The sequence below is a fragment of the Embleya sp. NPDC050493 genome, from assembly GCF_044458105.1.
Lineage (GTDB): Bacteria > Actinomycetota > Actinomycetes > Streptomycetales > Streptomycetaceae > Embleya.
This window is the reverse complement of sequence record NZ_JBITHP010000004.1, coordinates 448,550-472,308: the sequence shown is the minus strand read 5'-3', so window position 1 is coordinate 472,308 and position 23,759 is coordinate 448,550. Positions and strand designations below refer to the sequence as shown.

21 protein-coding genes and 1 pseudogene are annotated in these 23,759 nt (G+C 67.8%); 9 read left to right on the top strand and 13 right to left on the bottom strand.

Going from position 1 to position 23,759, the window contains the following annotated elements; all coding sequences use genetic code 11:
- Positions 1-269: 269 nt before the first annotated feature.
- From ACIBM5_RS11945 to ACIBM5_RS11930, 4 genes are all read right to left on the bottom strand, one after another.
- A protein-coding gene (locus ACIBM5_RS11945) for an IS5 family transposase (RefSeq protein ID WP_396006774.1) occupies positions 270-1,063 on the bottom strand; the annotation gives its coding sequence in 2 pieces (ribosomal slippage) (positions 270-730 and positions 730-1,063; 795 coding nt in all).
- Positions 1,064-1,113: 50 nt separating this feature from the next.
- The gene (locus tag ACIBM5_RS11940; protein WP_396006717.1) at positions 1,114-2,982 is read right to left on the bottom strand and encodes an ATP-dependent helicase; all 1,869 of its coding nucleotides are present in this window, start codon (positions 2,980-2,982) and stop codon (positions 1,114-1,116) included.
- A 37-nt stretch (positions 2,983-3,019) separates the two neighbouring features.
- Positions 3,020-5,038 carry an ATP-dependent nuclease gene (locus tag ACIBM5_RS11935; RefSeq protein WP_396006716.1) on the bottom strand — a complete coding sequence of 673 codons (2,019 nt, stop codon included), beginning with the start codon at positions 5,036-5,038 and terminating at the stop codon, positions 3,020-3,022.
- Between the two features lie 484 nt (positions 5,039-5,522).
- A complete protein-coding gene (locus ACIBM5_RS11930) occupies positions 5,523-6,080 on the bottom strand; it encodes a hypothetical protein (protein WP_396006715.1) in 558 nt (185 codons plus the stop codon).
- A gap of 698 nt (positions 6,081-6,778) precedes the next feature.
- Between ACIBM5_RS11930 and ACIBM5_RS11925 the strand changes: the two genes are divergently transcribed.
- Together ACIBM5_RS11925 and ACIBM5_RS11920 are read left to right on the top strand one after the other, a co-directional pair.
- Positions 6,779-6,907: a helix-turn-helix domain-containing protein gene (locus ACIBM5_RS11925; protein WP_396006714.1), complete on the top strand. Its 129-nt coding sequence runs from the start codon at positions 6,779-6,781 to the stop codon at positions 6,905-6,907.
- Positions 6,908-6,960: 53 nt separating this feature from the next.
- Complete coding sequence (locus ACIBM5_RS11920; RefSeq protein ID WP_396006713.1) at positions 6,961-7,323, top strand: ArsR/SmtB family transcription factor; 363 nt, start codon at positions 6,961-6,963, stop codon at positions 7,321-7,323.
- 34 nt (positions 7,324-7,357) lie between these two features.
- Here ACIBM5_RS11920 and ACIBM5_RS11915 read toward each other — a convergent pair whose 3' ends face one another.
- The 3 genes and pseudogenes from ACIBM5_RS11915 to ACIBM5_RS11905 form a co-directional block, all read right to left on the bottom strand.
- Positions 7,358-8,314, bottom strand: coding sequence for a DUF4238 domain-containing protein (locus tag ACIBM5_RS11915; protein WP_396006712.1), 957 nt, complete (start codon positions 8,312-8,314; stop codon positions 7,358-7,360).
- Positions 8,311-9,162 carry an abortive infection family protein gene (locus ACIBM5_RS11910; protein ID WP_396006711.1) on the bottom strand — a complete coding sequence of 284 codons (852 nt, stop codon included), beginning with the start codon at positions 9,160-9,162 and terminating at the stop codon, positions 8,311-8,313. The genes ACIBM5_RS11915 and ACIBM5_RS11910 overlap by 4 nt, the downstream gene beginning before the upstream one ends.
- Before the next feature lie 227 nt (positions 9,163-9,389).
- Positions 9,390-9,665, bottom strand: a pseudogene (locus ACIBM5_RS11905) (phosphotyrosine protein phosphatase); the annotation flags it as partial.
- On the opposite strand from ACIBM5_RS11905, the gene ACIBM5_RS11900 reads away from it, so the two are divergent.
- Complete coding sequence (locus tag ACIBM5_RS11900; RefSeq protein WP_396006710.1) at positions 9,625-9,756, top strand: hypothetical protein; 132 nt, start codon at positions 9,625-9,627, stop codon at positions 9,754-9,756. The pseudogene ACIBM5_RS11905 and the gene ACIBM5_RS11900 sit on opposite strands and share 41 nt — an antisense overlap.
- 17 nt (positions 9,757-9,773) lie before the next feature.
- Here the strand turns inward: ACIBM5_RS11900 and ACIBM5_RS11895 are convergent, their stop codons facing one another.
- A complete protein-coding gene (locus tag ACIBM5_RS11895; protein ID WP_396006709.1) occupies positions 9,774-11,045 on the bottom strand; it encodes a hypothetical protein in 1,272 nt (423 codons plus the stop codon).
- Positions 11,046-11,476: 431 nt separating this feature from the next.
- Here ACIBM5_RS11895 and ACIBM5_RS11890 point away from each other — a divergent pair, with 431 nt between their 5' ends.
- On the top strand, positions 11,477-12,196 hold the full coding sequence (locus ACIBM5_RS11890; protein ID WP_396006708.1) for a hypothetical protein: 720 nt from the start codon (positions 11,477-11,479) through the stop codon (positions 12,194-12,196).
- A 247-nt stretch (positions 12,197-12,443) separates the two neighbouring features.
- Here ACIBM5_RS11890 and ACIBM5_RS11885 read toward each other — a convergent pair whose 3' ends face one another.
- Entirely contained in the window at positions 12,444-13,478 is a 1,035-nt protein-coding gene (locus ACIBM5_RS11885; RefSeq protein WP_396006707.1) for a DUF6907 domain-containing protein, read from the bottom strand.
- A gap of 366 nt (positions 13,479-13,844) precedes the next feature.
- Between ACIBM5_RS11885 and ACIBM5_RS11880 the strand changes: the two genes are divergently transcribed.
- Positions 13,845-15,428, top strand: coding sequence for a hypothetical protein (locus ACIBM5_RS11880; RefSeq protein ID WP_396006706.1), 1,584 nt, complete (start codon positions 13,845-13,847; stop codon positions 15,426-15,428).
- Between the two features lie 293 nt (positions 15,429-15,721).
- Here ACIBM5_RS11880 and ACIBM5_RS11875 read toward each other — a convergent pair whose 3' ends face one another.
- Both ACIBM5_RS11875 and ACIBM5_RS11870 read right to left on the bottom strand, forming a co-directional pair.
- Complete coding sequence (locus tag ACIBM5_RS11875; protein WP_396006705.1) at positions 15,722-16,207, bottom strand: hypothetical protein; 486 nt, start codon at positions 16,205-16,207, stop codon at positions 15,722-15,724.
- Between the two features lie 16 nt (positions 16,208-16,223).
- Positions 16,224-16,481, bottom strand: a complete 258-nt coding sequence (locus ACIBM5_RS11870) for a hypothetical protein (protein ID WP_396006704.1) — start codon at positions 16,479-16,481, stop codon at positions 16,224-16,226.
- Positions 16,482-16,948: 467 nt separating this feature from the next.
- On the opposite strand from ACIBM5_RS11870, the gene ACIBM5_RS11865 reads away from it, so the two are divergent.
- From ACIBM5_RS11865 to ACIBM5_RS11855, 3 genes are all read left to right on the top strand, one after another.
- Positions 16,949-19,081 carry a protein kinase gene (locus tag ACIBM5_RS11865; RefSeq protein WP_396006703.1) on the top strand — a complete coding sequence of 711 codons (2,133 nt, stop codon included), beginning with the start codon at positions 16,949-16,951 and terminating at the stop codon, positions 19,079-19,081.
- Between the two features lie 215 nt (positions 19,082-19,296).
- On the top strand, positions 19,297-20,061 hold the full coding sequence (locus ACIBM5_RS11860; RefSeq protein ID WP_396006702.1) for an AAA family ATPase: 765 nt from the start codon (positions 19,297-19,299) through the stop codon (positions 20,059-20,061).
- Positions 20,058-20,906, top strand: a complete 849-nt coding sequence (locus tag ACIBM5_RS11855; protein ID WP_396006701.1) for an ABC transporter permease — start codon at positions 20,058-20,060, stop codon at positions 20,904-20,906. Before ACIBM5_RS11860 ends, ACIBM5_RS11855 begins: the two co-directional genes overlap by 4 nt.
- 91 nt (positions 20,907-20,997) lie before the next feature.
- Here the strand turns inward: ACIBM5_RS11855 and ACIBM5_RS11850 are convergent, their stop codons facing one another.
- Entirely contained in the window at positions 20,998-21,126 is a 129-nt protein-coding gene (locus ACIBM5_RS11850) for a hypothetical protein (protein ID WP_396006700.1), read from the bottom strand.
- A 169-nt stretch (positions 21,127-21,295) separates the two neighbouring features.
- On the opposite strand from ACIBM5_RS11850, the gene ACIBM5_RS11845 reads away from it, so the two are divergent.
- Positions 21,296-22,042 (top strand): SDR family oxidoreductase, encoded by a 747-nt coding sequence (locus tag ACIBM5_RS11845; RefSeq protein WP_396006698.1) that lies wholly within the window; start codon positions 21,296-21,298, stop codon positions 22,040-22,042.
- Between the two features lie 130 nt (positions 22,043-22,172).
- Here ACIBM5_RS11845 and ACIBM5_RS11840 read toward each other — a convergent pair whose 3' ends face one another.
- Complete coding sequence (locus ACIBM5_RS11840) at positions 22,173-23,720, bottom strand: MFS transporter (protein WP_396006697.1); 1,548 nt, start codon at positions 23,718-23,720, stop codon at positions 22,173-22,175.
- Positions 23,721-23,759: the final 39 nt, after the last annotated feature.

The following is a 23,759-nucleotide window of genomic DNA, read 5'->3' as shown; positions in this document are numbered from 1 at the left end:
ACTCCGCCGTGCGATCACTGTCGAATCCGACGGTGGAGACGTGGAGTCCGGCTTCGGACTGCCCTACTGAGCCGCGGTCCTGCGCGCCATATCCGGTAGTCCTTGAGCAAGGCATTCGGATGGTCATCCCGTTCGCACCCACTCCCCAGCACCGCTCGAACGGCTGAGCCTCGTACATGACAAAAGGCCCGGGGAAAAGGAGCGTTGGACATCGCAGGCATGTCGGGCGCCACCGGCCGGCGGAACTTGGCCGCTACTAAGAAGTCGTTTCATTTGGCGTATCTGCGGTAGCAGATGAATGCGGCGGCGATGCTGACGAACGCTCCGAAGTGCGAGGCCTTGATTTCGTATCGGCGGTGAAGACGACGGAACGCGTTGAGCCAGGACACTGTCCGCTCGATGACCCATCTGTGCCGGCCCAGGCGTTGGGAGGAGTCGATGCCGCGGCGGGCGATGCGGTGGGTGATGCGTCGCTTGCGCAGGAACGCGCGGATGAAGCGGTGGTCGTAGGCCTTGTCGCCGTAGAGTTTGGCAGGCCTTCGGCGGCGGGGTCCGCGGCGGGAGCGGATCGGCGGGATGCCCTCGACCAGGGGTATCAAGGCCTGACTGTCGTGGGTGTTCGTACCGGAGATCCCGATCGACAGGGGCAGACCGGTGCGTTCGGTCAGCAGGTGGATCTTCGACCCGTACTTGCCCCGATCCACAGGATTCGGACCCGTCAACTCCCCTTTTTGAGGGCCCGCATGTTCACCGAGTCCACCGCGCACCGCGACCAGTCCAACGCGCCACGTGCGCCGAGTTCGTCCAGGAGGATCCGGTGCAGCTTCGCCCACACCCGCGCCCGACTCCACTCCGCGAACCGCCGGTAGATCGTCTGCCACGAGGCGCCGAACACCGGCGGCAGCTGCCGCCACGTGCAACCCGACGTCGCCACGAACACGATCCCGGCCAACACCTCGCGATCCCCGTACCTTCGACGGCCACCGCCCTGCGGCCGGGTCGGCTTCGACGGCACCACGCGCTCGAACAACTCCCACAACTCGTCCGGCACCAACCGCTCCACAAGCGTCGTCACACACGCCAGAATAGCGAACACGCCAAATGAAACGACTTCTAGGCGGGACGATCGTCTCGATGGGCGGTGATTCCGATGAGAAATGGTGACGGGCCCTCGTACCGGCTTCTTCCATTGCTGTCCGTGTACTGGTCTCCGCTGACGAGTACGACTTCGTGACGGGCCCGCGTCACGGCCACGTAGAACGCGTTGCGTGCGTGGCCGAGCCTGACGCCGCGTTCGTGATAGTGCGGCAGGATTCCGTTGACGAGGCAGGGAAGGACGACCACATCGAACTCCCTTCCCTTGGAGCTGTGGTAGGTCGTGACCGCGACTTGTCCGGGAGCGCGTTCCCCGGATAGTTCGGCCATCGTCAATCCGGCTTCACACAAGGTACGCAAGTCCGCCGGCACCGACCGGTCGCGCTGGTCCGAACTCCCGGCTGCGAGGTGATCCAAGTCGAGGAGTTCCGCCAGGGCCCTCATGAAAGCCGTTGCATCCGAAGGTGCATCCTCCCGGTCAGGTGCGTCCAGGACGGTCAGGAGTGCGATGTACAAAGCCCTGGGTGTCTTCTCGGCTGAGCTGTGACCGGACTCGACAAGTTTCCGCTGCCAGTCACTGCCGAGCCTGCGCACATGTGGTGCTACGGCACGACGCTGGTCGGTCTTGTCCGCGTTCGCAGACGCGCCGAGGGTGGGACCCGCGAGGCGGCGGGCCGCGCAACGTGAGACCAGGTTCATCAGCGGCCCGTCGGGTATCCGTCGCGACTTCTCCACGTCACAGGCGATGCCAGCTCGCTCCAACGCCGAGGTAAGCAGGGCCGGTGTGCTCTGTCCGCCCCTGTGCAGTACGGCGATGTCCTCGGCGCGGGTGCCCGCGTCTATCCGCGCACGGACCATCTCGGCCGTTACTCGTGCGTGTTCGTGGATTCCCCCGGTGACGTGCATTCTGGTGACGGTGCCCGGGGTCCCACGCGCGATATCGGCCCGGTCGTCGCGCGCCCGACCGAGTGCTTGGTGGCCCGCAGCGACGATCGCGCTGCCGCTCCGGAAGTTCACCGACAGTCGGATCGTCGTGAAGTCGTCTCTGGTTCCCAGTTCCTCCATATAGCGGCTGTCCGCGCCTTGAAAGGCAAAGACCAGTTGATCCGAGTCCCCCAGTGCGGTCAGTTGGGTCCCCGCGCCGAGCAGTTCGAGGGCGATCGCGTGCGGTACGGGCCCCATGTCCTGATACTCGTCAACCACCAGGTACGGGAAGCGGGCCGTGAGCATCTGTGCCGCCTGCTTGCTCTCGCGCAGGACGCGCAGGGCTCGGATGGGCATCGAGTCGAAGTCCATGGCGTGGCTCTCGACGAGCTTCTGTTCGTAGCAACGCACGGCCTCGGCGTAGTCCGCCCGGACTGCGGTGGACTGGCCCACGGCGAGGAGGCGACGGGCCTTCGAAAGTTCCGTGATTGCGTTCCGGTCGACGCGGAAGCCGGCCTCGTATCCGGCCGCTCTCCACAGCGCGCTACAGGACCGGTCGTCGAGGACGGTCAAGCCCTGGGGAGGGGGAACGCTCGTGAATCGGGCGTAGGGCTTGAGGATGTGGATCAGGCAGAACGAGTGGACGGTACCGCTGGCCAGCCGGCGTCCGGGGGCGATTCCCAGTCGGCGGAGTCTTTCGGTCACCTCGGATGCCGCCTTGTCGGTGTAGCTCAGGGCGGCAACCCCGCGGCGCGTACTGGTGGTGGCGAGCAGGTATGCGATCCGTGCGGCCACGGTTCGGGTCTTGCCGGCGCCGGGGCCGGCAACCATGAGCAGGTTGCCTCCGGTCAAGGCGGCGTCGCGCTGGTCGCTGTGGAGACTGGCGAGTTCGCGTGCGAGTTCCGGTGCGAGCAGGGTGTCGGGGCGGCGGAGTTTGCCCGGTCCGGTCGCGAGGTCTTTCATGATCTCTCCTTCCGGGGGCGGCTCGCCGGGTGTGGGGTCAGGGAGTCGCGGTCACCGGCTCCGGAACGGCCGGGGGTACCTCCTCAGCCGACGCCTCGCCGGTACCTGCGGCCTCCTGGATCTCGTTCGGTGTCGGGGACAGGCCCAGCCCCTCCGCTTCACGCCGGACGGTGTCCAGCAGAGCCAGGAGCGGCCCGCTTCCGTGCAAGGCGAGAAGGTCTGCGGTGGATACGGGCTTGTCCTCCGGAGCGTTGCCGAGCAGCATACGAATCCGGGCGGACAAGTCGATGCCTTCGACGTGGGCGGCAAGCCGTTGGGCGTAGCGGCCCTTGCCGATCTCGTCGATCCTGGCGAGGACGAACTTGCGGTCTTCCTCTGTGCCTTCGAGGGCGGCACGGTCCACGGCGTCGGCGAAGTTCGAGCGGCGGATCGGACCCTCGGCAAATTCGTTGAACGCTTCCTTCATCTCCTGTGCCAGGAGCGGGAGGATGTCGATCTCCAGGGTGTCGCAACTGACGAAGACTCCGAACTCGGCAGCCGTGGAGACCAGTGCCGCTCGTCCGGGGCGTCCGGCGCTCAAGGCGGGCAGCGGTTCCTCGCAGAGCTTGTCGAGGTCGTTGGTGAAAGCCGTCGTATCCCCGGCCTTGCCGATGACACCGATGACGTCCTTGGCGCGGGCGAGCCCCGGTTCACGCGAGGTTTGTGCCTCGTGGTCGGTTGCGTCACCGTCGGTGAGCATCCGAAAGGGTCGGTTCCAGCCGGAAGGCCCCAACAACCGCGCGTAGGGCAGGAAGTCGGTTCCCTCGACGTTGACCACGACGATGCCGTGGGTGTCCAGGTCGAATCCGGCGGCACGCACGATCGCGGGCAGGATGTATGTCTCGGCCGCGCCCTCGACCAGGATGGAGGCCCGCGCGAACAACATCTCGGCGCGGTGAACGTTCATGTACCTCTGCATGTCGGCGAGTTGGGTCGGAGCGAGCAAGCCCGGACGGAGCACTCGCGCCACCGTGGCTTCGTCTTGCTCCATCAGCAGGACGAGGCTCTCCAACGGGCTGACCGCCGCGATGTGGGGGCTGTGTGTGGTCAGGACGAGTCGAGTGGGCTCACCCAGCAGGTGGGCAAACAGGTGTCGCTGCAGGGTCGGGTGCAGATGAGCTTCCGGCTCCTCCACCGCGAGGAGCGTGTCCTCGCCGTCGACGGCGCCTCGGCGCAGTTGCAGCCGCTCCAAGAGCAAGGCGAGATACAAGACGTTCGCGGTGCCGGTCGAGGCCCGATCCACCCCGCACGTGGCAGCTCCGTCTATGAATATACGTATGCTGCGCAGGAGTTCGTCGTCGCGACCGATGAATGCCAACGTGGGTTCAAGACTCGCGCGCGGACCTCCCATCTTGGCGACGCGGGCACCGATCAGTTCGGCGATCTTGCGGACATTCGGGTCCTTGCCCAGGTCCAAGCGCGCCTGTTGCATGGTTCTCAGGGCCGCCTCGACGTTCGCTGGCGACGGAGGCATTTCTCGCAGCATCCGGGTGAGGGGGCTGCGGTCCGATCGGGCCAGGTCTCCTTCGGCGTCGCGCAGGGCCGGGAGCACCGACAGGCCGACGTAGCGCATCGCGTCGACCATGCCCCGCTGACGATCGTCGCCGCCGAAGATCTTCCAGTCGTAATCGTCGACGGTCAACGGCACCGTCGACCCGGTCCACGACTCCTTGGGGCCGAAGACATACGTCAAGCGAGCGACCAACGGCTCCTCGCTGATGATCGCCCCTTCCAGCTCCGCGCGGGCGTCGAAGCTGTCGTCGAAGCCGGCGAGGTCCACCTCGACGGTCACCTCGACTCCGTCCGCCAGCTTGCCCGCTCCGGAGTGGATGTCGTCCGGCTGCAACTTCCGCTTGCGGCGCGGCAAATCCGGGTCGAGCAGCAGACGCAGCGCATCGAGCAGGTTGCTCTTGCCGATCCCGTTCTCTCCCACAATCACCGCAGGGGTAGGCAGCGGGTCGATCTCCAGATCCGCGAAATTGCGAAAGTTCTTGACGCGGATTCTGAGCAGATACATGACGCTCCTGGCAGTAGGAAAGGGGGGTTGGCTCGACACCGGTCACCCGTGGAACCCAGTTGGCGACGCGGAGCAGCAACGAGACAAGACCGGTGCGCAAGGCCCCCCCTGGCGCACCTACCGATCGACGACCGAAGCCGTCTGGCCAAAAACGCTACCACCCCGACAGGTAGGGCCTGTTCGCCTCCAAGGCCGCCGAATCATCCTCGTGGTCGTGACCAGCTCGGATCGGCAGTCTCGATCGCCCCGGGCGGTCGGCGTGTCGGTCTCGCCTTGATCTTCGAACGCGATCGCGGAGCGCTTCCTCCCGGAATATGCCACTCACCGTCAGGGCCTGTGTTCCGGCCCAAGCCCAGAAGACGTGTCGATCCGTATCCGGGGTGAGCGGTGACCGGCGTCTACTTCGAATCGTCTGTGCCCAGAGTCTGGGTTGCAGGGGCGAGTGCCGCCGATTGCCTGCCATGCCACGAGGGGCGGGGGCGCGTCACGGCGCCTCGAAGCTGGGGCTGAGAGAGTCACTCTCGGGCAGAGCGGGGAGAATCTCGTCGAGGATGGAATTGAGGATCTCTTCGAACTCTTCGGTGTGGCGGGCACGTAGAGCCAACAGGGCTTGTTCTTCCGCTCGGCGAAGTCCGTCCTTGGCGAGCATGAGGCTGTCGCCGAACCGCCGCAGCGCTGATTTCCAGGGCAGGTACCAAAAGATCGGGGCGCAATCCGGAGGCGGCTGCATACCCATACTTCGCAGTTGCTCCGCGGTGGCCGATACGATCCGCCCGTTCGTGGCCAGGCTGTCGAGTTGGCGCTTGAGAGTCACTCTCGCGACGTGCTCGAAGGAGTTGGGAGAGGACCTTCTCCGCATGGCTTGGACCTTGCAGGCCACCACGCTGGTACTTACCGGCCCACTGCACTCGTCCAATGCCGCGATCACTTCCTCGTCCGTGGGTCTTGTCCAGGCGCGTGTATCGATCTCGTGGTCGTGGACGCCTTCAGCGTCTCGGGTCACTTCGTGAGTCGCGGCCTGATGTGGACGTCTGGTGTGCACAGGAATCTCCTGCCCGCTTCGACCGAATACGTCATGCGATGGTTTCATCACAAGGTCCCGCCCGGTCGGCAAACACCGGATTCGCCTCGAACGATTGGTTCTCCGCGCCCTGATAGGCGGGCGTTCCGACCCGTGGACTCGGCAGGTGCCCGAGAAGGTTGTCGACGTGCCGCGGTCGCGTCGGGGCCCTGGCAACCAACGAGATCAACGAGAAGTTGCTCGGGTTTTTCACTCCTGCCTCGGAGATGCCAGCTGGGTCACCCTGTGCGGTGGTAGATCAAACGATCGAGTGGAACTGACCGTTCAGCCGTGCAGGCCGCCGCGGTGGGTTCGTCGCGGACGCGGTGCCTTCGGCGCCACCAGAGCCCGACTCGGAGCATCTGCGGAACCGACCGGCGAGCTGTCGTGCTGCGACCGACGCAAAACCGGACTCGGAACGGTCACTACAGGAGGTGGACCGGAATCTGAACGCGTGGCCGAGACGCCGCCTCGACGTGGGTGGTGGTCGCGAGATCCACCACATACTCACGCCGCGAGTGCGCAACGCCAACCACACACCTCGGCTCCTGGCAGCTCAGGAGAATTGCACGGTCGCGGCCCGGTTCTGTCGTGAAATGACGAGGAACAGCGTTCAAGGCGTCAAGTTCGATCGGTGTCACAGACAGCCGCCACCAGAGAAGATAGATGAGTGTCTACGGATGCCGGACTCGAACACCGTCAGCGTCCACATGGCCCGCCTGCGCCGACGCCTGCCCGAGCCGCCGTCGAGCTGCTGCCGGATCGACACCGTGCGGGGCCTGGGTTACCGGCTCCTATGCGGCGCCTAGGGGCGGCGTTCACCTCGGACCGGGTTTCGGTTCACCTTCCGTAAAGTTAGATGGTGAACGATGCAAAGGTGACCACAAGCGAGCAGGACACCACATGCCACAGCACCGCGGGCGCGGTGCCTCTCGCAGGTTCGGACGCCGAGACCCTGGCCACCACGTTGAAGGCCGTCGCCGACCCCACTCGCCTGCAACTGCTGAGTTTGATCGCCGCCGCCCCGGGCGGCGAGGCGTGCGTGTGCGACCTCGCCGACTCCCTCGGCCTGTGTCAGCCCACGATCAGCCACCACCTCAAGCTCCTGGTCGACGCCGGCCTGCTCACCAAGGACAAGCGCGGCACCTGGGCCTGGTTCACCCTCGTCCACGATCGCCTGGGCCTGGTCGGCAGCATCCTGAAAACGGTGATACCGGTCGGCTGACGACCAGGGCCGTGATCGGAGGCCCGCCCGTGCTCTATTCGCGATCGGGCGGGTGTTCCCGGGTCCAGCGTCGCTCGATCGTGAACCCTCGTGGCATCACGGGGTATTCGAGGACGTAGCCGGGTCCCTCACGATCCCGGCCGTCCGTCCACGGAGTGGGCAGGCGGGCCGCGAGTTCGAGTTGTTTGTGCCGCAGTGGGTCGTGGTGTGGGTGGCGGAAGATCTGCCGGTCCGCGGCTTCGAAGATCGCATCGCTCAGGAACAGGCTCATGCAGCCTGGCAGGTGGAGGCGGTGGTCGAGGCGTTTGGCCGGGTCGTCCAGCATTCCGGGGCCGGGCAGGAAGAGGAACCGGTGTGGATCCAGCGGGAGGAGGATGTCCCAGTGGGCGGCCGAGGCGATCTGGTCGCGGTGGTCGTGACCGTTGAGGATCACCGCCGGGACGTCGCCGGTGAGCAGGCACACGTCACTGAAACCGAACCCCCACGGACGATCGTGAACCATTCGCGCGACCGGTTCCAGCAACTCCCCGACGAATTGCAGGTGCGGGTTGTTCGCGGCGAACGACCGCACCCCCGCGGACGCGGGCAGGGCCGCGCCGTCCGCGGCGGCGGCCAGGTGCGCGAAGCGCTTGCGCTGCCGTGTCGTGCGCAGGAGTTGCGCGGCGATCCACCACGACAGCCGCCGGCGGTCCGATCTCGACAGCGGCCGGTGCGGCAACGCGTGGTCCGCGTCGTCCAACAGGGTGCTGAACACCGGGGTCGCCGCGGTCTCGATGCGCGTGAACAGTTTCTCCGCGTCGTGATGCTCGCGGCCCCGGTCGTCGACCGCCCAGTGGAAGCCCTTGACGGCGCCGACGTTGCGTACGTTCGACTCGAAGGACTTCGTGGGGTCCTCCACCGGGCGGGCGACGGTGAAGTGGCCGCGGTTGCGGCGCTGTTCGGCGAACCGGCGCAGGTACATCTGCGGCACGGTGTGGTCGTTGGTGGTCACGGCGGGCCGGCCTGTGCGGCGGCCTCGGCTCGGGCGCGGGTCTGCCAGGGGGCTTCGGGGTCGGCGAGGGTGTCGAGCATGAGCTGGCACCACGTCAGGGCGGCGTTGACCGCGAGGTGTGCGTGTCGGGGCCGGAGCCCCACGCGGGTGGTGGCCGGTCCGTGGCCGGTGCCGTAGCCGCGGTTGCGCAGTTCCGCGAGTCCGATCGCGATGCCCGACACCGAGCCCAGGATGCGCTTGATGGCGTCGCTGCCGTCGGGCCCGGGCGTGTGGGCCGAGGGGTGCAGGTCCAGGAGTTGCTGGGCCTCCTTGACCAGGGCGGGTATGCCCATGGTGTCGTCGACGGGGACGCCGCGTTCGGTGAGGACGACCTTGGCGGTGGACTCGATGAGTTCTTTCGCGCTGCCCACCGCCAGGGCCGGGTCGTCCAGCACGGCCCGCTGGATCCGGGCGAGTTGCTCGCGGATCGCGGACGCGTCCTTGAGGTGTGCCAGGTTGCCCACCGCCAGCCGCGCGCCGACGGGCGTGATGTGGCCGGTCTCGGGATCGGTGGCGTAGCCGTCGCGCAGGAGCGCGTTGCGCAGGCTCCGCAGCCCGTCCGGGTCCCAGTCGTCGAGCAGCCGCTCGAACACGCGCAGGACCCGGCCGACATGGCCCGGGTCGGTCCAGTCGACCGACTCCAGATAGGTCTGGGTGGTCTGTCGGCGGATGCTCGAGTCCTCGTAGGTGCTGTCGGGATTCGGTGCGAACCCCTCGTCCTGGAACGCGGTGGCGATCTCGCCGACGTAGCTGTCGGTCATCAGACGCCGAAAGATGCTGCGAGTGGCTCGGCTGATCAACTCGGTCATCGCGAAACCCCGATCACACCACGCGGATCGGCCAGGCCATTTCCGGCATCCCATGACATGGCATGACGGTAGCGGCAGTTGCGGACACCGGGCCGGGATTATTCGACGTCCGACACCCCACTGTGATCACGGCAGGGGCCAGCCACGAGGACCGCACCGCCGGCCGACCCGCGCCGAGGATCGAACCGAGCCGGCGATACGACGGACTTGACGGCCCCGGTCCGGCCCTATGCCGGGTCGCCGGTCAGTTCGCCGATCAGGACGCGGATGCGCTTCTCGATCTCGTCGCGGATCGGCCGCACCGCCTCGACGCCCTGGCCGGCCGGGTCGTCCAGGGCCCAGTCGAGGTATCGCTTGCCGGGGAAGATCGGGCAGGCGTCGCCGCAGCCCATGGTGATGACGACGTCGGAGGCTTGGACGGCCTCGGTGGTGAGAACCTTGGGGGTCGCGTTGGAGATGTCGATGCCGACCTCCTTCATCGCCTCGACCGCCGCCGGGTTGACCCCTCAGGTGCCGCAACAGCGCGGCGCCGCAGCGCTGGCGTCCGCCGTCCCGGTTCGCGAGAGCGGGGATCCGGCCCTGACTCAGGCCTGACTTCGACTCTCGGCAACCTATCTTCGGTTGGACGCCCTCTGGCAGGTGAGGCACGTCATTCCGCAATTGCGTCCGTAGCGATGAATGGGCTCTGCGCAAAGCACGCAGGGGCCGATCTCCCATGACGGGCAGCGCAATTGCCTTGCGATCGTCGCACGTTCACGGTCCGTCAGATGGAGCCGTACCGGTTGCCGTGGACTGCGGAAGAGTACGGCAGGCGCCTCGTCGAAAGTGTGTAGTCCAGCCGCGTCCGCCGAGTCGCGGCGCGGAGCTCGGCCATCGGTGGGCCGACTTCGGTCGCCGTAGCGGCAGGAGCTGTCCAGTTCCCGTTCGGTGAAGGTGAGGGTGTCCGACGTGTCGGACGCGGAATCGTCCTCCTTCTCCTCTTCTTCGCCGATGATGGCCTGCCATCGGCGGACGTCGTCCGCGGGGGCCCAGAGATGGGCGACGCGCCCTGCATCCTGTCGGTTGCGGGTGCGTACGGCCACGTGTTCGCCGTCGGCGCTGGTGACGACCAGCTCGTCCAGGGCGGTGGCCCGTTCCTGGGGCAGGCACAAGGCGGGCAGGAACCAGCCGCTGTGGAACCGTTCGCATGCGCCGCGGCCCTCGGGGCACGGGCGCTCGCTACCTGCCGTGCACTTCCACACCTGGAGGTGTCGTACGCCGGCCCGAACGAGCAGGGCAAGGGGCGAGAGGATGCGCTGCCAAGGGACGTTGTCGACACGGGCCCAGGGCGCGCGGTCGATGAGCGCGGACTTGTCGTCGCCGGTGACCCACAAAGGGGTGATGCCGTTGTCACGCGCAGAGTCGGAGCGGCGTCGGACGGTGGTGGCGCTGATCGGGGAGTACTGGGCCTCCCAGCCGATCCGGCGGCCTTCGGTTCCGCCGACCAGTACGTCGGTGACGATTCGACCGTCCGTCGAGCGCGCCTCCACTTCGACGTGCAGTCCGTGTCGGGACGCGGCACGGGCGATACGCTCCTTCATCGCCTTGTGCTTGTCGCTTTCCTCAGGCGTCGCCACGTGGGTGACCGGTAGGTGGACGGCGACCAGGATCGTCGCGCCGTTCACGTGCTGCCGGCGCACGAACATCCACGGTGTCTTGTCGGACAATGCGCACACGCAATCGCCCCCGGCGTGGTCTTGCAGACACTGCAGGAGTGTCCGATCCCGCTGCTTCACCGACGTGGTGATCTCTTCCAACAGAGTCGGGCGGTCCGGATTGCCCAGGTCCGCGTGGGTGAGATCGACGGTTACGCCGTAGCCGGTATGGAACACCCCGTTGGCCATGTTTTCGACGGTAAAGGGCAATGCCGAGTCGGGGAAGAGGATCGTGGAAGGCAACCTGCCCCGGCGAACAGCGTCAATGGATCCTCGCATCACGAAGCGCGCCGTACGGGTGCCCTTCTGACCGTGAGGTCACCGGCTCGGATTCGGCGTCAACACCGCGGCGCCGTTGCCCCTGGGGCCGGGCCTCGACCCCAGAGCATCTGAGCTCTCACGCTTGTTCGGCGTTGCCGCCACGGCCGGGCCTTGGTAGCTTGTCGTCGCTATGCAGACCCGGGCCGAAGTGCCGGGTGTGACAGCGACCCGCCTGGTTGACCATGCGAACGAGCTGGTAGCTCGAACGACACGTCAATGCGCGGGCTTCCTTTACTTCGGCGGCGCCGACGCACAGGTGCGTCGTGTAGCCGCTTCTGAGACGTCTGGTGGGACAGGTAATGGTTTATTCGTTCATCGCGCACACGAGCCCGAGCCGGAGCAGAGTATTCGCCCTCATCAAGGACCCCCACGATCGACTGGAGGCGGTTACTACGCTGGGGGCGGGTGATCTCCATCTGACTGAGGACCTCGTCGGGGCCCTCAACAGCTACCTGGCCGACCGGGACGACACGGCTCTCCAAGCAATGTTGGACCGCGTTCCCAGGCCGGTGTGTATGGCCGCGCAGAAGTACCTCAAGGATAACTGCCCACTCGAGGTCGGAGCCTTCACCGAATACGGACCGATCGACATCGTTCGCACGGCCGTCTACTTCAGCCGGCTTGACGACGAGATCGAGGATTACCTGGAGGGCGCCTACATGATCGGGCTCGGTATTCGCATGTCGAACGAGCGCAACAACGATGGCGAAATCGGTTGGGTAATCCAGTTGCGCAACGACGAGGTCTCCGTGCCGGCCAGTGCCGAGCCGCGTACATGGGCGCTTCCCGAAGAGGTGAAGCTTCTGGAAACCTGGACGAGCCAACAGCCGCTCGCCGATCTTGGACCCGTTCGTGGTGCACTCGGGGTGGCGGACGCCGAGAGCGCCAAAGGGCATTGGGTCAGAGTCCATACGCTGCTTCACAGCAACAGGGACGTTGACTTCGAGGGCAGCGGAACCTCGGAGTTCGTTGTCGACGTCTTCGATGCACCGATCCCGCTGCGGTCCTCGGAGGAGTAGGCAAACACCTTCGACGCGCTGTTCGTGAATGGGTGCGAGCATCGAGCCGTTCTTCATCCTGGCTGCCCCGGGCGCCAGGATGAAGAAATAGCATCGGCAGTCGCACACCGACAACTGTTCTTGATGCTCGTTCGCCTGTTGGCTCCATGGGCTGTCGGGTAAGCGTGCTTACGGTTTTTTCACCCGTGTCTGCGCTGCGGAGTTTTGGGATTGATGCCGCGAACCGGGATACGTTTGATGTGGCTGGCTACGCGGCTTTGACGCGTGCCGTGAGTGCCTTCCTTGCATGGCAGTCGCCGACGAAGCGGATCGGGTCGGCGTTCTCGCAGAGCGTGTCGGAGGGACCGTGTTCTAGTTCCGCGAGCAGGATCCGCACGTACTCCTCACGCAGCGCGGGCGAGAGTCCTTGTGGCAGGCAGATCCATGCACGGCGCGGTTCCTCGCGATCGCTGACCCCGTAGCCCCGGGATCGGCAGTCCAGGTTCGGGTCTTCCAGGACCTTCGCTCCGGCGTCGGCGAGCAGCTCGTCGAGCGGGGGAAGGAATCCGGGGCGTGCGTGTGCGGCGGCGTCGTTGATCATCCCGCCGAGGATGGCGTGCAGCTCACGGGCTTCTCCCAGGGAGATCCGGCAGAACGCGCCGCGGTCGGTGCCGAGTTCGAGTTCGATTTCGGGGCTGTCCATGAACGCGCGCTGTTTGCAAGACACGCTCACCGTCGCGGGCATGAGGTTCTTCAGGAAGTCGCGGCCGGGGTTTTCGAGGGACAGCTCGATTTCCGGAGACGGTCCGTAGTGGTCACGGTCCTCCAGCCACTGCTCGTCATGCGCGATGCCGTAGCTCGTGCACCATGATGGACACGGCATGGTGGTCGCGCTGCGTGACGCTGGCGGCTCTTGAACGTACGGGCCATCCAGGGCGGGCATCGGCTTTGCGACCCGCGCGATAGTCAACTCGCGTTTGACATAACGCAGTTGCAGTGCGAACCGCTCGATGTTCGTGATGATGGAGTTGAGTTCACCCTCCGAGAGGTCCAGGTCGCCGACCGCAGACCAGTTGACCTGCGGGGTTTCGCTGGCGTCCTGCTGTTCGAAGAGTCGCAGGATTTCGGCCGCGAGCAAGGGAGTCGTCGAGCCGATGTGGCGCTTTGGCACGGACAGCTCCGCGCCCTTGCCCATGTGGGCTCCGGCGTTGTGTGCCTGTCCGTCCCCGCTGCACCACAACGGACAGCGCCTCGGCGCAGACTCCTCATGGTCAGGGGCCGGGGCGACGGAATTTTCAGTCATGGAGCACTCCTTCGATTATTCGCGGGGGCTTTCCCCTGAAATCTGTCTTCTCGGCCCTGAACACAGACAACCCGATAGTCTGGTTTTGTCTTTGCCGGCGCGGATCTGCGCATACGCTCCCCGGACGCGGCCAAGGCGGCACGTCAGGTCCGCTGGCGACCGAGCCGCCAGCGACGCGAACAACGGGCGTCCGGGCAACGCGTGCCGACCACGCTCCGCATGCTGTCTGTGTCCATGCGACGGCAGCTATCAGGCAAGGCGCGCGAGCCATTGCCAGGTACAGTGACCCGGAGGTGGCGCAGAGGTGCGCACGCTCTTTATGCGAAGTGCTGCCGCTGTGTCTCTCTTCGGTGTCAGCCTGGAATCATGCGCAAGTGGGATCCGCTGAACTCCGCCCAACACGAACTGCTCAAGCGCGTCGGTGCGGGGGCAGACCTCAGCGCCGCCGCTGATCTGCCGTACCGGCAGTCGGCGTACGCGCTGAGCAACCGCGGGCTGGTGACGGTCAGCAAACGCGGCGGAGTGTTCCGGGCGTCGATCACCGACGCCGGACGGTTCCGCCTCGAGCACGGCCATCATCCGGATCGCCCGGAACCGGCGCCCCGACAGCAGCCGACCGCCGGCCGCCGGACTGCGAGCGTCCCCCGTCCTGGCGCCGCCCCCAAGCCGCTCGCTCAACCGGAGTCTTCACGCCTTTCCGGACCTACGGCGCCTACCGGCGCCCGTATCAGGGGCGCGACACCAGCTGCCGCACGGGATCTGGTCGACCGGGTCAAAGCGGCCGGGGGCACGCTGCGCATCGAGGATCCGGACGCTGAAACGCGGGCCGCTTTGCGCCGAACCATCAACCTGGCCAAACGCGCAGGATTGGTGCCCAAGGGGCATCATCTGCGGCACACCGGCCGGGACAGCGGGACGCTAGTCATCCAGCTGGCCGAGGACGCGCATCCCGACGAGACCTCCTGGAACCGGGAGCGGCTCAGCCGCAGCCGCGTCATTACCGAAGTCGGTGCCGTCGTTGCAGCCATGCGGAACGATCCGACCAAGTACCCGGTGTCCGAGGAGGTGCTACCCCGCGCGCTGGAGGTACTTCGACTGGTCGCGGACGAGGCACAGGAACGGGGCCACCGACTGTCGGTGCCACGGAAGCGCAAGCACCCGACGCCGATCCTGAACGTCAACAACTACCAATGCGAGTTGGTGTTCGTTGAAGAGAAGGACAAAGTCCCACACGTGTCCACGGCGGAGGAACGACGTCGGCAACGGCGCTTCAGCTGGGAGCGGCTACCCGAGTTCGATCACGTCCCGTCCGGGCGTCTGAGGCTGGAAGCGCGGGCCGACGCGTACACGACCACACCTGCCCACCAATGGGCCGACACCAAGCGGCACCCACTCGAGAAGCAGGTCGGCACACTCTTCAACGACCTTGAAGCCGCGGCCGAAGCCAAGCACCAGGCTCATCTCGCGTGGCTCAAGAAGCACGAGGAATGGCTTGAGCGGCAACGGCGCGAGGACCAGGCTCGACAGGCCGGCTGGGAAGAGGCCATGCGCAAGGCGCGCAAGAAGGCCACAGTCGCTCATCGCCGCGAGGCGTTCGGGAACGCGCTCGAAGCCTGGCACACCGCTATGGAGATACGCGCACTGTGCAACGCCTTCGAAGAACGCGCCGCGCACTGCACGGAGTCGGATCGCTCGGACACGCTCCGGCAATGGATCGCCTGGGGACGCCGCCAAGCGGACCGCCTCGATCCCACGTCGGAGTCGGGGCTCGAGTGCACGCCGTTCGACTTCGAACCGGGCCCTGACGACCTGCGCCCGCACCTGGGCGACTGGAGCCCGTACAAGGCCGAGCGTGAGTATCGAAGTCAGCCGACACCTCGGCCGGCTGTCGAGGATGCGCCAACCGAGAACTGGTTTGCACGGCGTCGCTCACAATGGTGGAGGCGATGACGCGTTGGCACCGTGGCTGTGTTGCGGCGTGTGGCCACGAGGCCCCGGAGGGGTGATGGCCCGGGCCCTGCCGTTCGTCGCAGTATTGCGGACGCGTGGGCTTCGCTGAGCTGCGTCGTCGGGATCACCAGCGGCGGAGTCGCCTACCCGACTTTGGAGGCATTCCTCGGGACAGGTCGCCGTGATCCGGCATCGACGCGGCAAGCCCAACGAGCACATGGCAGCCCGCGCCCGCCGCCGCCACCGCACGCGTGCGAGGGCCAGCTGCCGAAGATGGTCCCCTGGATCGACCCTCAGGCCGACGCTGTCAGAGAACCGCGTGCGACACCACTCACGCGGTGCGTGTTCTCGCGCCGGAGATCTGTCACGAGCGTTCTGGCCTTGCCGGCCCCGATGTGGAGTCTCTTTCGTAGTGTCTCCGCGGAGATGGGTCGGTGATGGCTCGCCCAATGCAGAGCATCCTCCCGGCGAGCCTGCTCCAAGAGCCGGGAAGTGTTCGTCGTACCGCCGTTCACCACCACGAATTCTTGTGGATCCAGGCACCACGAACCATCGCCGCCAACGGGAGACTCCGTGCGGGCCGGAGGTAGAGCACTCGCCGGCGTCGACTGGTCCGGCACCGGGGCCAGTTGTGAGTTTTGCGGCTTCAAGTGCTGGAGCAGCCCCGGACCCACCTCTGACCAGCCGATCAAGAGCAACGGCCCGACCGCGTCGAAAGCAGCCTTGCCGTACTGCCCGGCGATGACCGGTTCGGCCACGTTCAGGGCGAGGGTGATCATGCTTGAGGAAGACCAGTTATCGCCTCGCCGGGCGCAGTTGCTCGGGTGGAGCTTCGGTGAGTGCGAGGTGTCGGACGGCGAGGAGCAGGCCCAGGATCGACAGGTCCACGGCCGGGGCAACGAGCGGTGCCACCCAAGGCGTTACCTCAAGGCGCAGCGCAAGCGCCCAGACGTTTCCGAAGCCGAAGAGGAAGGTGAGGCCGATGACGGCGCCCATGATCCAGGTGACGGCGCGTAGGGGTGAGGACGCCTGAGTGTTCACAGGGCCGTTCATGGCCGGCTCCACGGCTGGGCGAGGTTCACGCCTGTGGGTGACGCGCCATCGCAGATGGCAGCGCTAGCGTGGGACGCAGCAACGGGTGCGAAGGATCCGCTCAGGTGGAGCGGTTGGGGATATGGGTCGAGTCCCCCCTCGGACACACATCATTGCCCCACGATCCTTGGTTTCGGGGCTGCGTCGATCGGCACCCGTGCATGGCTTCGGCCGAGGCGGGTGTTCGTCGTTGACGGGGTCTGTGGCTGTCGATCGCCTCCCGGTTCGCGGTACTCGGCGACCGCCGGGGTGTCGTCGATCGAGTCGCCCGTCCGCGCGGGATCGACCGAGGCGGAGACCGCGGGATTCGCGGCGGGCGTGGGCTGCGGAGGCGCTGCGCCCCGGGCTGAGGGGGCTTCCCGCGGTGCCCGTACCCTGATCGCGGCGCGGCCGCGATGGGCGCTCGAACCACTACCGGGGGATTCACCGTGGAAGGTCTGCTCCTCGACGGCCGCTACCGCTGCGTCGTGTGTATCGGCAGCGGTGGGATGGGCGATGTGTGGCGTTGCCGCGACGAGCGCATCGGGCGGGATGTCGCGGTCAAGCTGCTGTCGTACGCCGCGAACCCCGGCGGCGCGCCCGACCGCTTCGAGCGCGAGGCGCGCATCGTGGGTGCGCTGGGCAGCCCGGCGATCGTGACCGTGCACGATTTCGGGCGGGCCGAGGTCGGCGGGCGGATGACGCCCTACCTGGTGATGGAACTGCTCGCCGGCACCGCGCTGAATGCCCGTCTCATGACCGGAGTTCCGGTGCCGGTCGCCGACGTGGTGGCCTGGGGCAGCGCGGTGTGCACCGCGCTCGAACACGCGCACGCGCGCGGTGTGGTCCACCGCGACATCAAACCCGCCAACGTGTTCCTGTGTACCGACGGGTCGGTCAAGGTACTCGACTTCGGCATCGCCCGAATCGTCGAACCGGACGCCGGGCACACGCCGATGACGGTTACCGGCGCGATCCTGGGCACCCCGCACTACATGTCCCCGGAGCAGGCGCGCGGCGAGAAGGCGGACCACCGCAGCGACCTGTACTCACTGGGCTGCCTGCTGTACGCCCTGGTCGACGGGCGGCCGCCGTTCCACGCCGAGTCCATGTACGGCATCGCCATGCAGCACTTGACCGCGCTGCCCAGTCCACCGGGTCCGGAACGGCGGGGGCTGCCGGAGGACTTGCGGCAGCTGATTCTCGCGTTGCTGGCCAAGGCGCCCGAGGACCGGCCGCAGAGCGCGGTGGAGGTACGTGAACGCCTCGCTGCCCTCGGGACCGACAGCAGGGCCGAGGATGGTGTCCCGGGCGGTATCCCGGCCCCTCCGCGCATGCCTCCGATGATGCTCCCTGCCCCTGTCTTGCCCGGCTCGCCGCCCGCACCCGCACCGGCGCCCGCGCCCGAGAAGCCGGCAGCCCCGCGCCGCAAGTTCGTGATCGGCGCTGTCGCGGCCGTTGCCGCGACGGCACTTGCGATCGTTCTCCCCCTCCAGTGGGCGGACGGCGACGACTCGGGGAACAAAAGCGAGGGCGCCGCAGGCAGTCGGTTGGGTTCGAGTACGCCCCCCGGTGCCGGCCCGAACGCGAAAAGGGACTCGACCGCACCCCCTGCCTCACCCGCCGGCGGATCCGGGTCGAGAGCCGACGCGGTCCCCGCCACCTCCGCGGAAGCCGAGACCCGCGAGGCGACCGTCCCGCTCATGTCGCAGATCCGGGCGACGGACCCCTGCGCGATGCTCGACCGTGAGTTCCCGAAGCGTTTCGGCTCGGTCGTCGTCGAGACGACACGCCAGGCCCAGAAGTTCACCGAGTGCCAGATCGTGGCGAGCAACGGCGGTGCGACCGACCTCAGTGTGCGGTTCCGGGTCGAGTTGGGCGTCCCGCTCACCGCCGAGGAACGCGCCAAGCTGACCCCCGTCCCGGTGGACGGCGTCGCGCTCTTCCAGGAGCAGGCGTCCGCGTCGGCCAACACCTGCACGGTCACCCTCCCCTTCGGGGACACCGGGTTCGGGGCGGCGGTGCAAGTCAACCGGCACTACCCCAACAAGGGATCGGACCAGGCACCGTGGGCCGAGGGCTGCGCGACGGCCAAGTCGTACGCGGTCCTCATCGCCCCGAAGGTCACCAAACTGGCGCCGCGCGCGACGGCCCCGACCGGACACACACTCATCGGCAAGGACCCGTGCAACTCGATCGACGCGTCGGCTCCCAAAGTCCAGGGCTGGACGTACCGGGGCACCAGCCGCAACCTGCCCTACCGCTGCTCGATCGATCTGGTGAACGGCGACTCGACCTACACCGTCGCGATCACCTACAAGCGTGACGCCGAGCAGGTGGCCTCGGACTCCAAGCCGATCTCGGTGCGCGGCATGAACGGCATCGAACTGTCCGACGCCAAAAGGACATCGTTCTGCATCGCGTCGCTGACCTACGTCCGCGAGACATCCGCCACGGCGTGGGACGCCCAACTCGTCAGCGTGGACGTCAGCCAGGAGTCGAACAAGGGCAGCGCCACGCTGGACACCTGCGCCCTGACCGACACCGTCCTCACACTGGTGACCGACTCGCTCGGCGGCTGAGCCACCACGCTGCCTCCCGCGCGAGCAGCGCATCGTTCGGGGCCGCGGTGGGGACCGCGATCGTCACCGCCGTCCTGTGTGCGATCGGACCGCCCGTACTACTCGGTCGCGCCCTTGGGCGCCGCGCCGCAGAGGCGCAGGGCGCCGGCCAGGCACAGGGCTTCCGCCTCGTCGGCCGCCAGGCGTTCGCCGGCGATCTGTGCCACGGCGGTGTGTTGGAGGCCGAAGATGGCTGCGGCGAGCCAGGCGGCGGGGAGGGCGGGGTCGAAGTCGCCGGTGTGCTGGCCGCGTTGGATGAGGCGTTCCAGGCGTGGGGGCCCGAAGTCGTGGGGGTCGTCGTCGGGTCGCGGGATCTGGGTCGCGGTGGCGTTCAGCAGGAGGGAGTCTATTCGGGCGGCACGCGCCGCCGGCTCGACATCGCCGCGGGCCTGATCACCACTCCCGACCTGCTGTTCCTCGACGAGCCGACCACCGGTCTGGACCCGCGCAGCCGCAACCGGGTGTGGGAACTGGTCCAGCGGGTCGCCGCCGCCGGAACGGCCGTGCTGCTCACCACCCAATACCTCGAGGAAGCCGACCGACTCGCCGAGCGGATCGCGGTCGTCGACCACGGGCGGATCGTCGCCGAGGGCACCAGCGCCGAGCTCAAGGCGCGCGTCGGCGCGGACACCCTGCACCTGCGGCTCCTCGACGGCGAACAGCGCCCGACGGCACGGCGGGTACTGGCCGAGGCGTTGGCGGGGACGGTCCGACTCGCCGCCGACCCACTGGCGTTGTCCATGCTGCTCGCCACCCCGACCGGAACCGCCGGCGCAACCGACGTGGGTCGCCGGGTCGGGTACGCCATGACCCGGCTCGCCGACGCCGGGGTCGGGATCGCCGACTTCTCCCTCGGCCGCCCCAGCCTGGACGAGGCCTTTCTCGCACTGACCGGCCGTACGGCAGGCCCGGCCGCCGACCACGAGGACGCGTGCACATGAGCATCCCCGCCACCGCGACGACGCCCACCGCATCGGGAGTCGACCCGATCGACGTGCTGCTCGCCGAGGGTCGCGAACGCCGCCGTGCCGGAGCGCTCACCGCCTCCGCCGCCTTCGGCGTGCGGGCCCTGTTCAAGCTCGGACACGATCCCAAGCAACTCGTGGACGCGGCCGCGATCCCGATCCTGTTCACCGTGTTGTTCACGTACCTGTTCGGCGGCGCCCTGAGCGGTTCGACCGGCGACTACCTGACCGACCTGCTGCCCGGCGTGCTGAGCATGAGCATCGCCGTCGTGACCATGTACGGCGGCGCCCGCCTCGCCCAGGACGTACGCAGCGGCGCCTTCGACCGCTTCCGCGCGCTGCCGGTCTGGCGCGGCGCCTTCGTCGTCGGCAGCCTGCTCAGCGACGCCGCCCGCTACCTGTTCGCGTCCGTGATCGTGGTGGGCCTCGGTCTGGCGATGGGCTACCGCCCCGACGGCGGAGCGCCGGGCGTACTCGCCGCGGTCGCTCTGGTCGTCTCTTTCGGACTCGCGTTGTCCCTGGTGTGGGCCGCGCTCGCGCCGGCCGTGCGCGACCCGGCCGTGGTCGTCGGCGTCGCCAACGCCGTACTCATGCCGCTCTCGTTCGCGAGCAACGTGTTCGTGCCGCCCAGCACCATGCCCGGCTGGCTTCGGGCGTTCGTCGACGTCAATCCGCTCAGCCATGTCGCGACCGCGGCCCGGGACCTGATGAACGACACCGGCGACACCGGCGCCGCGGTCGCCTGGTCCCTCGCCGCGACCGCCGTCATCGCCCTCGCCGCCGGCCCGATCACGCTGCGCCTGTACACCGGACAGGACTGAGCGGGCCGCGTGGCCCAGGACCCGCCACCGGCTTTTCGTTCGCCGATCGTCGAGGGGCTCGGGGGTGTCGTCGCGCTGTTCCGGTGGGCGTTCAGTGGCGCCGGGACGCGGCGGGGAAGGTGATGACGACCAGGAGGACGGCTGCGACGGTGATGAGCCGGTAGTCGGAGTCGTTCGCGGTGGCCGGCACCCCGGCGGCGAGAACCGGCACACCCGCCATCTGCACCATCGTCAGCAGCGGTAGGCGACGTCGTCGGTGTCTGTGACACGGGCGCCCGAGATCCGCGCGGCACGAGTTTTTTCGGCGGAGTTGTCACAGCCGCTCGGGGTGTCCGGTCTTAGCTGACGACCGGGCGCGGACAAAGTCCCGGCGAACAGGAGGGCCTGGCATGAAGATCGTGGTCATCGGAGGGACCGGCCTGATCGGCTCGAAGCTCGTGACGAAGCTGGGCGAGCACGGACACGAGGCGGTCGCGGCAGCGCCGAACACCGGCGTCGACACACTTACCGGCAAGGGGCTGGCCGAGGTCCTGGCGGGCGCGTCCGTGGTCGTCGACGTGTCGAACTCCCCGTCCTTCGAGGACGCCGCGGTACTGGAGTTCTTCACCACCTCCACCCGCAACCTGCTGGCTGCCGGGAAGGAGGCCGGCGTGGGCCACCACATCGCTCTGTCGGTGGTGGGCAGCGACCGGCGCCCCGACATCGGCTACTTCAGGGCGAAGATCGCCCAGGAGCAGCTGATCAGGGAATCGTCGATCCCGTTCTCGATCGTGCACGCGACGCAGTTCCACGAGTTCGCCCGGCGGATCGCCGACGAGGCGACGACCGGCAACGAGGTGCACATCGCGCCGGTGGCCTTCCAGCCGATCGCGGGCGACGATGTCGCGCGGAACGTGGGCAGGATCGCGGTCGGCACGCCGCTGAACACGATGATCGAGATCGCCGGCCCCACGCGGTACCGGATGGACGAGTTCTTCCGGAAGGCGTTGGCGACCTGGGGCGATCCGCGCGAGGTGGTCACCGACCCGCTTGCGCACTACTTCGGGGCCGTACCCGACGAGTCGACGCTCGTACCGGGTGACGGTGCCGTCCTCGGCGAGATCACCTACGAGGACTGGCTGAAGTCCGCCGCATAGGCGCCCGGCACGCCCGTGCCTGCCCCGGGGGATGCGGCGAAGCCGCCCACGCGCACCGCATCCCCCCGGTGCCGGAGACGAGCGCACCACCGACCACGACGGCGCCGCATCCGTCGTCATCGGCGGCGGGTCACCCGGTCGGCCCGGGGCCTCCGCCGCGCAGTCGTTCCAGGTCCGAGGCACGCACCTGGATGACGAACAGGGCGACCACCGCGGCGATCACCGCGAAGATCGCGGCCACCACGAAGGCCGCGGAGATGCCCGTGGTCAGCACCTGGTGACTCCACGGGGCGGGCAGTTCGCCCGTGCGCTCGAAGTTCGCCCGCTCGGCCGGGCTCGCCTGCGCGAGGAACTCGGGCACCTGTTCCTTGGCCTCGTTGCGGTTTGCCGTGCCGAAGACGGTGACCAGGATGGACAGTCCGAGCGATCCGCCCACCTGCTGCATCGCGTTCAGCAGGCCGGACGCCGCACCCGAGTCCCGGGCGGCGACGCCGGACACCGCCATCAGCGTCAGTGACACGAACTGCATGCCCATGCCCACGCCGAACACCAGCGTCGGCCCCAGGATGCTCCCGGCGTAGGTGCTGTGGATGTCGGTACGGGTGAGCCAGGCGAGACCGGCCGCCGCCAGGAGCGCGCCGACGACCATGAACGGTTTGGGTCCGAAACGCGGCAACAGTTGCGAGGTGACGCCCGCGCCCACCGCGATCACCGCGCTGATCGGCAGGAACGCGAGACCGGCCCGCAGCGGGCTGAAGCCCAGGATGTCCTGCACGAACAGGGTCAGGAAGAAGAACATCCCGAAGATCGCCGCGGCCAGGCACAACATCATGCCGTAGGTGCCCGCCCGGTTGCGGTCGGCGAACATCGCCAGCGGAGTGATCGGCTGCCGGGAGTTGCGCTCGATCACGAGGAACAGCGCGAGCAGCACCACGGCCGCCCCGAACGCGGCCAGCGTCAGGGCGTCCCGCCAGCCCTCCTGCGCGGCGCGGATGAAGCCGTAGACGAGCGAACTGATCCCGAGCGTGGAGGTCAGTGCGCCGAGCAGGTCGAAATGGCCCGGATGTCGCTCGGACTCGCGGATGTAGCGCGGGGTGGCCAGGGCGATGAGGACGCCGATCGGCACGTTGACGAAGAACACCCACCGCCAGTCCAGCCACTCGACCAGGATTCCGCCGGCCAGCAATCCGATCGCGCCGCCGCCTGCGGAGACCGCGGCGAACACGCCGAAGGCCCGGTTACGGGCCGGGCCCTCGGCGAAGGTGGTCGTGATCAGCGCGAGCGCGGTGGGCGAGGCGATCGCGCCGCCGACCCCCTGGATCGCTCGGGCGGCCAGCAGTTGCGGGGCGCTTTGCGCGAATCCGCCGAGCAGCGAGGCGAGGGCGAACAACAACACACCGAAGATGAACACCCGCCGCCGGCCCAGGATGTCACCGGCCCGCCCACCGAGCAGCAGCAGGCCGCCGAAGGTGAGCGTGTAGGCGTTGAGCACCCAGGACAGGCTGGTGGTGGAGAACTCCAACGAGCGCTGGATGTGCGGCAGGGCGATGTTCACGATGGTGATGTCCAGGACCACCATCAACTGACACGAGGCGATCACCGCGAGCGCGGCGCCACTGCCGCCGCTTCGCTGGGAGGCCGCGGCGGTCTGCGAGGGTGACGCGTACGGTTTCGCCATGATGGGTCCTGCGGTCCTGCGCTGCCGGGGCCGCGTCCC

Bases quoted from the DNA above. Each gene is read 5' to 3' on its own strand.
- ACIBM5_RS11940 (WP_396006717.1), bottom strand. From the start codon at position 2,982: ATGAAAGACCTCGCGACCGGACCGGGCAAACTCCGCCGCCCCGACACC.
- ACIBM5_RS11935 (WP_396006716.1), bottom strand. From the start codon at position 5,038: ATGTATCTGCTCAGAATCCGCGTCAAGAACTTTCGCAATTTCGCGGAT.
- ACIBM5_RS11925 (WP_396006714.1), top strand. From the start codon at position 6,779: ATGCCGGACTCGAACACCGTCAGCGTCCACATGGCCCGCCTGCGCCGA.
- ACIBM5_RS11910 (WP_396006711.1), bottom strand. From the start codon at position 9,162: ATGACCGAGTTGATCAGCCGAGCCACTCGCAGCATCTTTCGGCGTCTG.
- ACIBM5_RS11900 (WP_396006710.1), top strand. From the start codon at position 9,625: ATGCCGACCTCCTTCATCGCCTCGACCGCCGCCGGGTTGACCCCTCAG.
- ACIBM5_RS11895 (WP_396006709.1), bottom strand. From the start codon at position 11,045: ATGGCCAACGGGGTGTTCCATACCGGCTACGGCGTAACCGTCGATCTC.
- ACIBM5_RS11890 (WP_396006708.1), top strand. From the start codon at position 11,477: ATGGTTTATTCGTTCATCGCGCACACGAGCCCGAGCCGGAGCAGAGTA.
- ACIBM5_RS11885 (WP_396006707.1), bottom strand. From the start codon at position 13,478: ATGACTGAAAATTCCGTCGCCCCGGCCCCTGACCATGAGGAGTCTGCG.
- ACIBM5_RS11880 (WP_396006706.1), top strand. From the start codon at position 13,845: ATGCGCAAGTGGGATCCGCTGAACTCCGCCCAACACGAACTGCTCAAG.
- ACIBM5_RS11875 (WP_396006705.1), bottom strand. From the start codon at position 16,207: ATGATCACCCTCGCCCTGAACGTGGCCGAACCGGTCATCGCCGGGCAG.
- ACIBM5_RS11870 (WP_396006704.1), bottom strand. From the start codon at position 16,481: ATGAACGGCCCTGTGAACACTCAGGCGTCCTCACCCCTACGCGCCGTC.
- ACIBM5_RS11855 (WP_396006701.1), top strand. From the start codon at position 20,058: ATGAGCATCCCCGCCACCGCGACGACGCCCACCGCATCGGGAGTCGAC.
- ACIBM5_RS11850 (WP_396006700.1), bottom strand. From the start codon at position 21,126: ATGGCGGGTGTGCCGGTTCTCGCCGCCGGGGTGCCGGCCACCGCGAAC.
- ACIBM5_RS11845 (WP_396006698.1), top strand. From the start codon at position 21,296: ATGAAGATCGTGGTCATCGGAGGGACCGGCCTGATCGGCTCGAAGCTC.
- ACIBM5_RS11840 (WP_396006697.1), bottom strand. From the start codon at position 23,720: ATGGCGAAACCGTACGCGTCACCCTCGCAGACCGCCGCGGCCTCCCAG.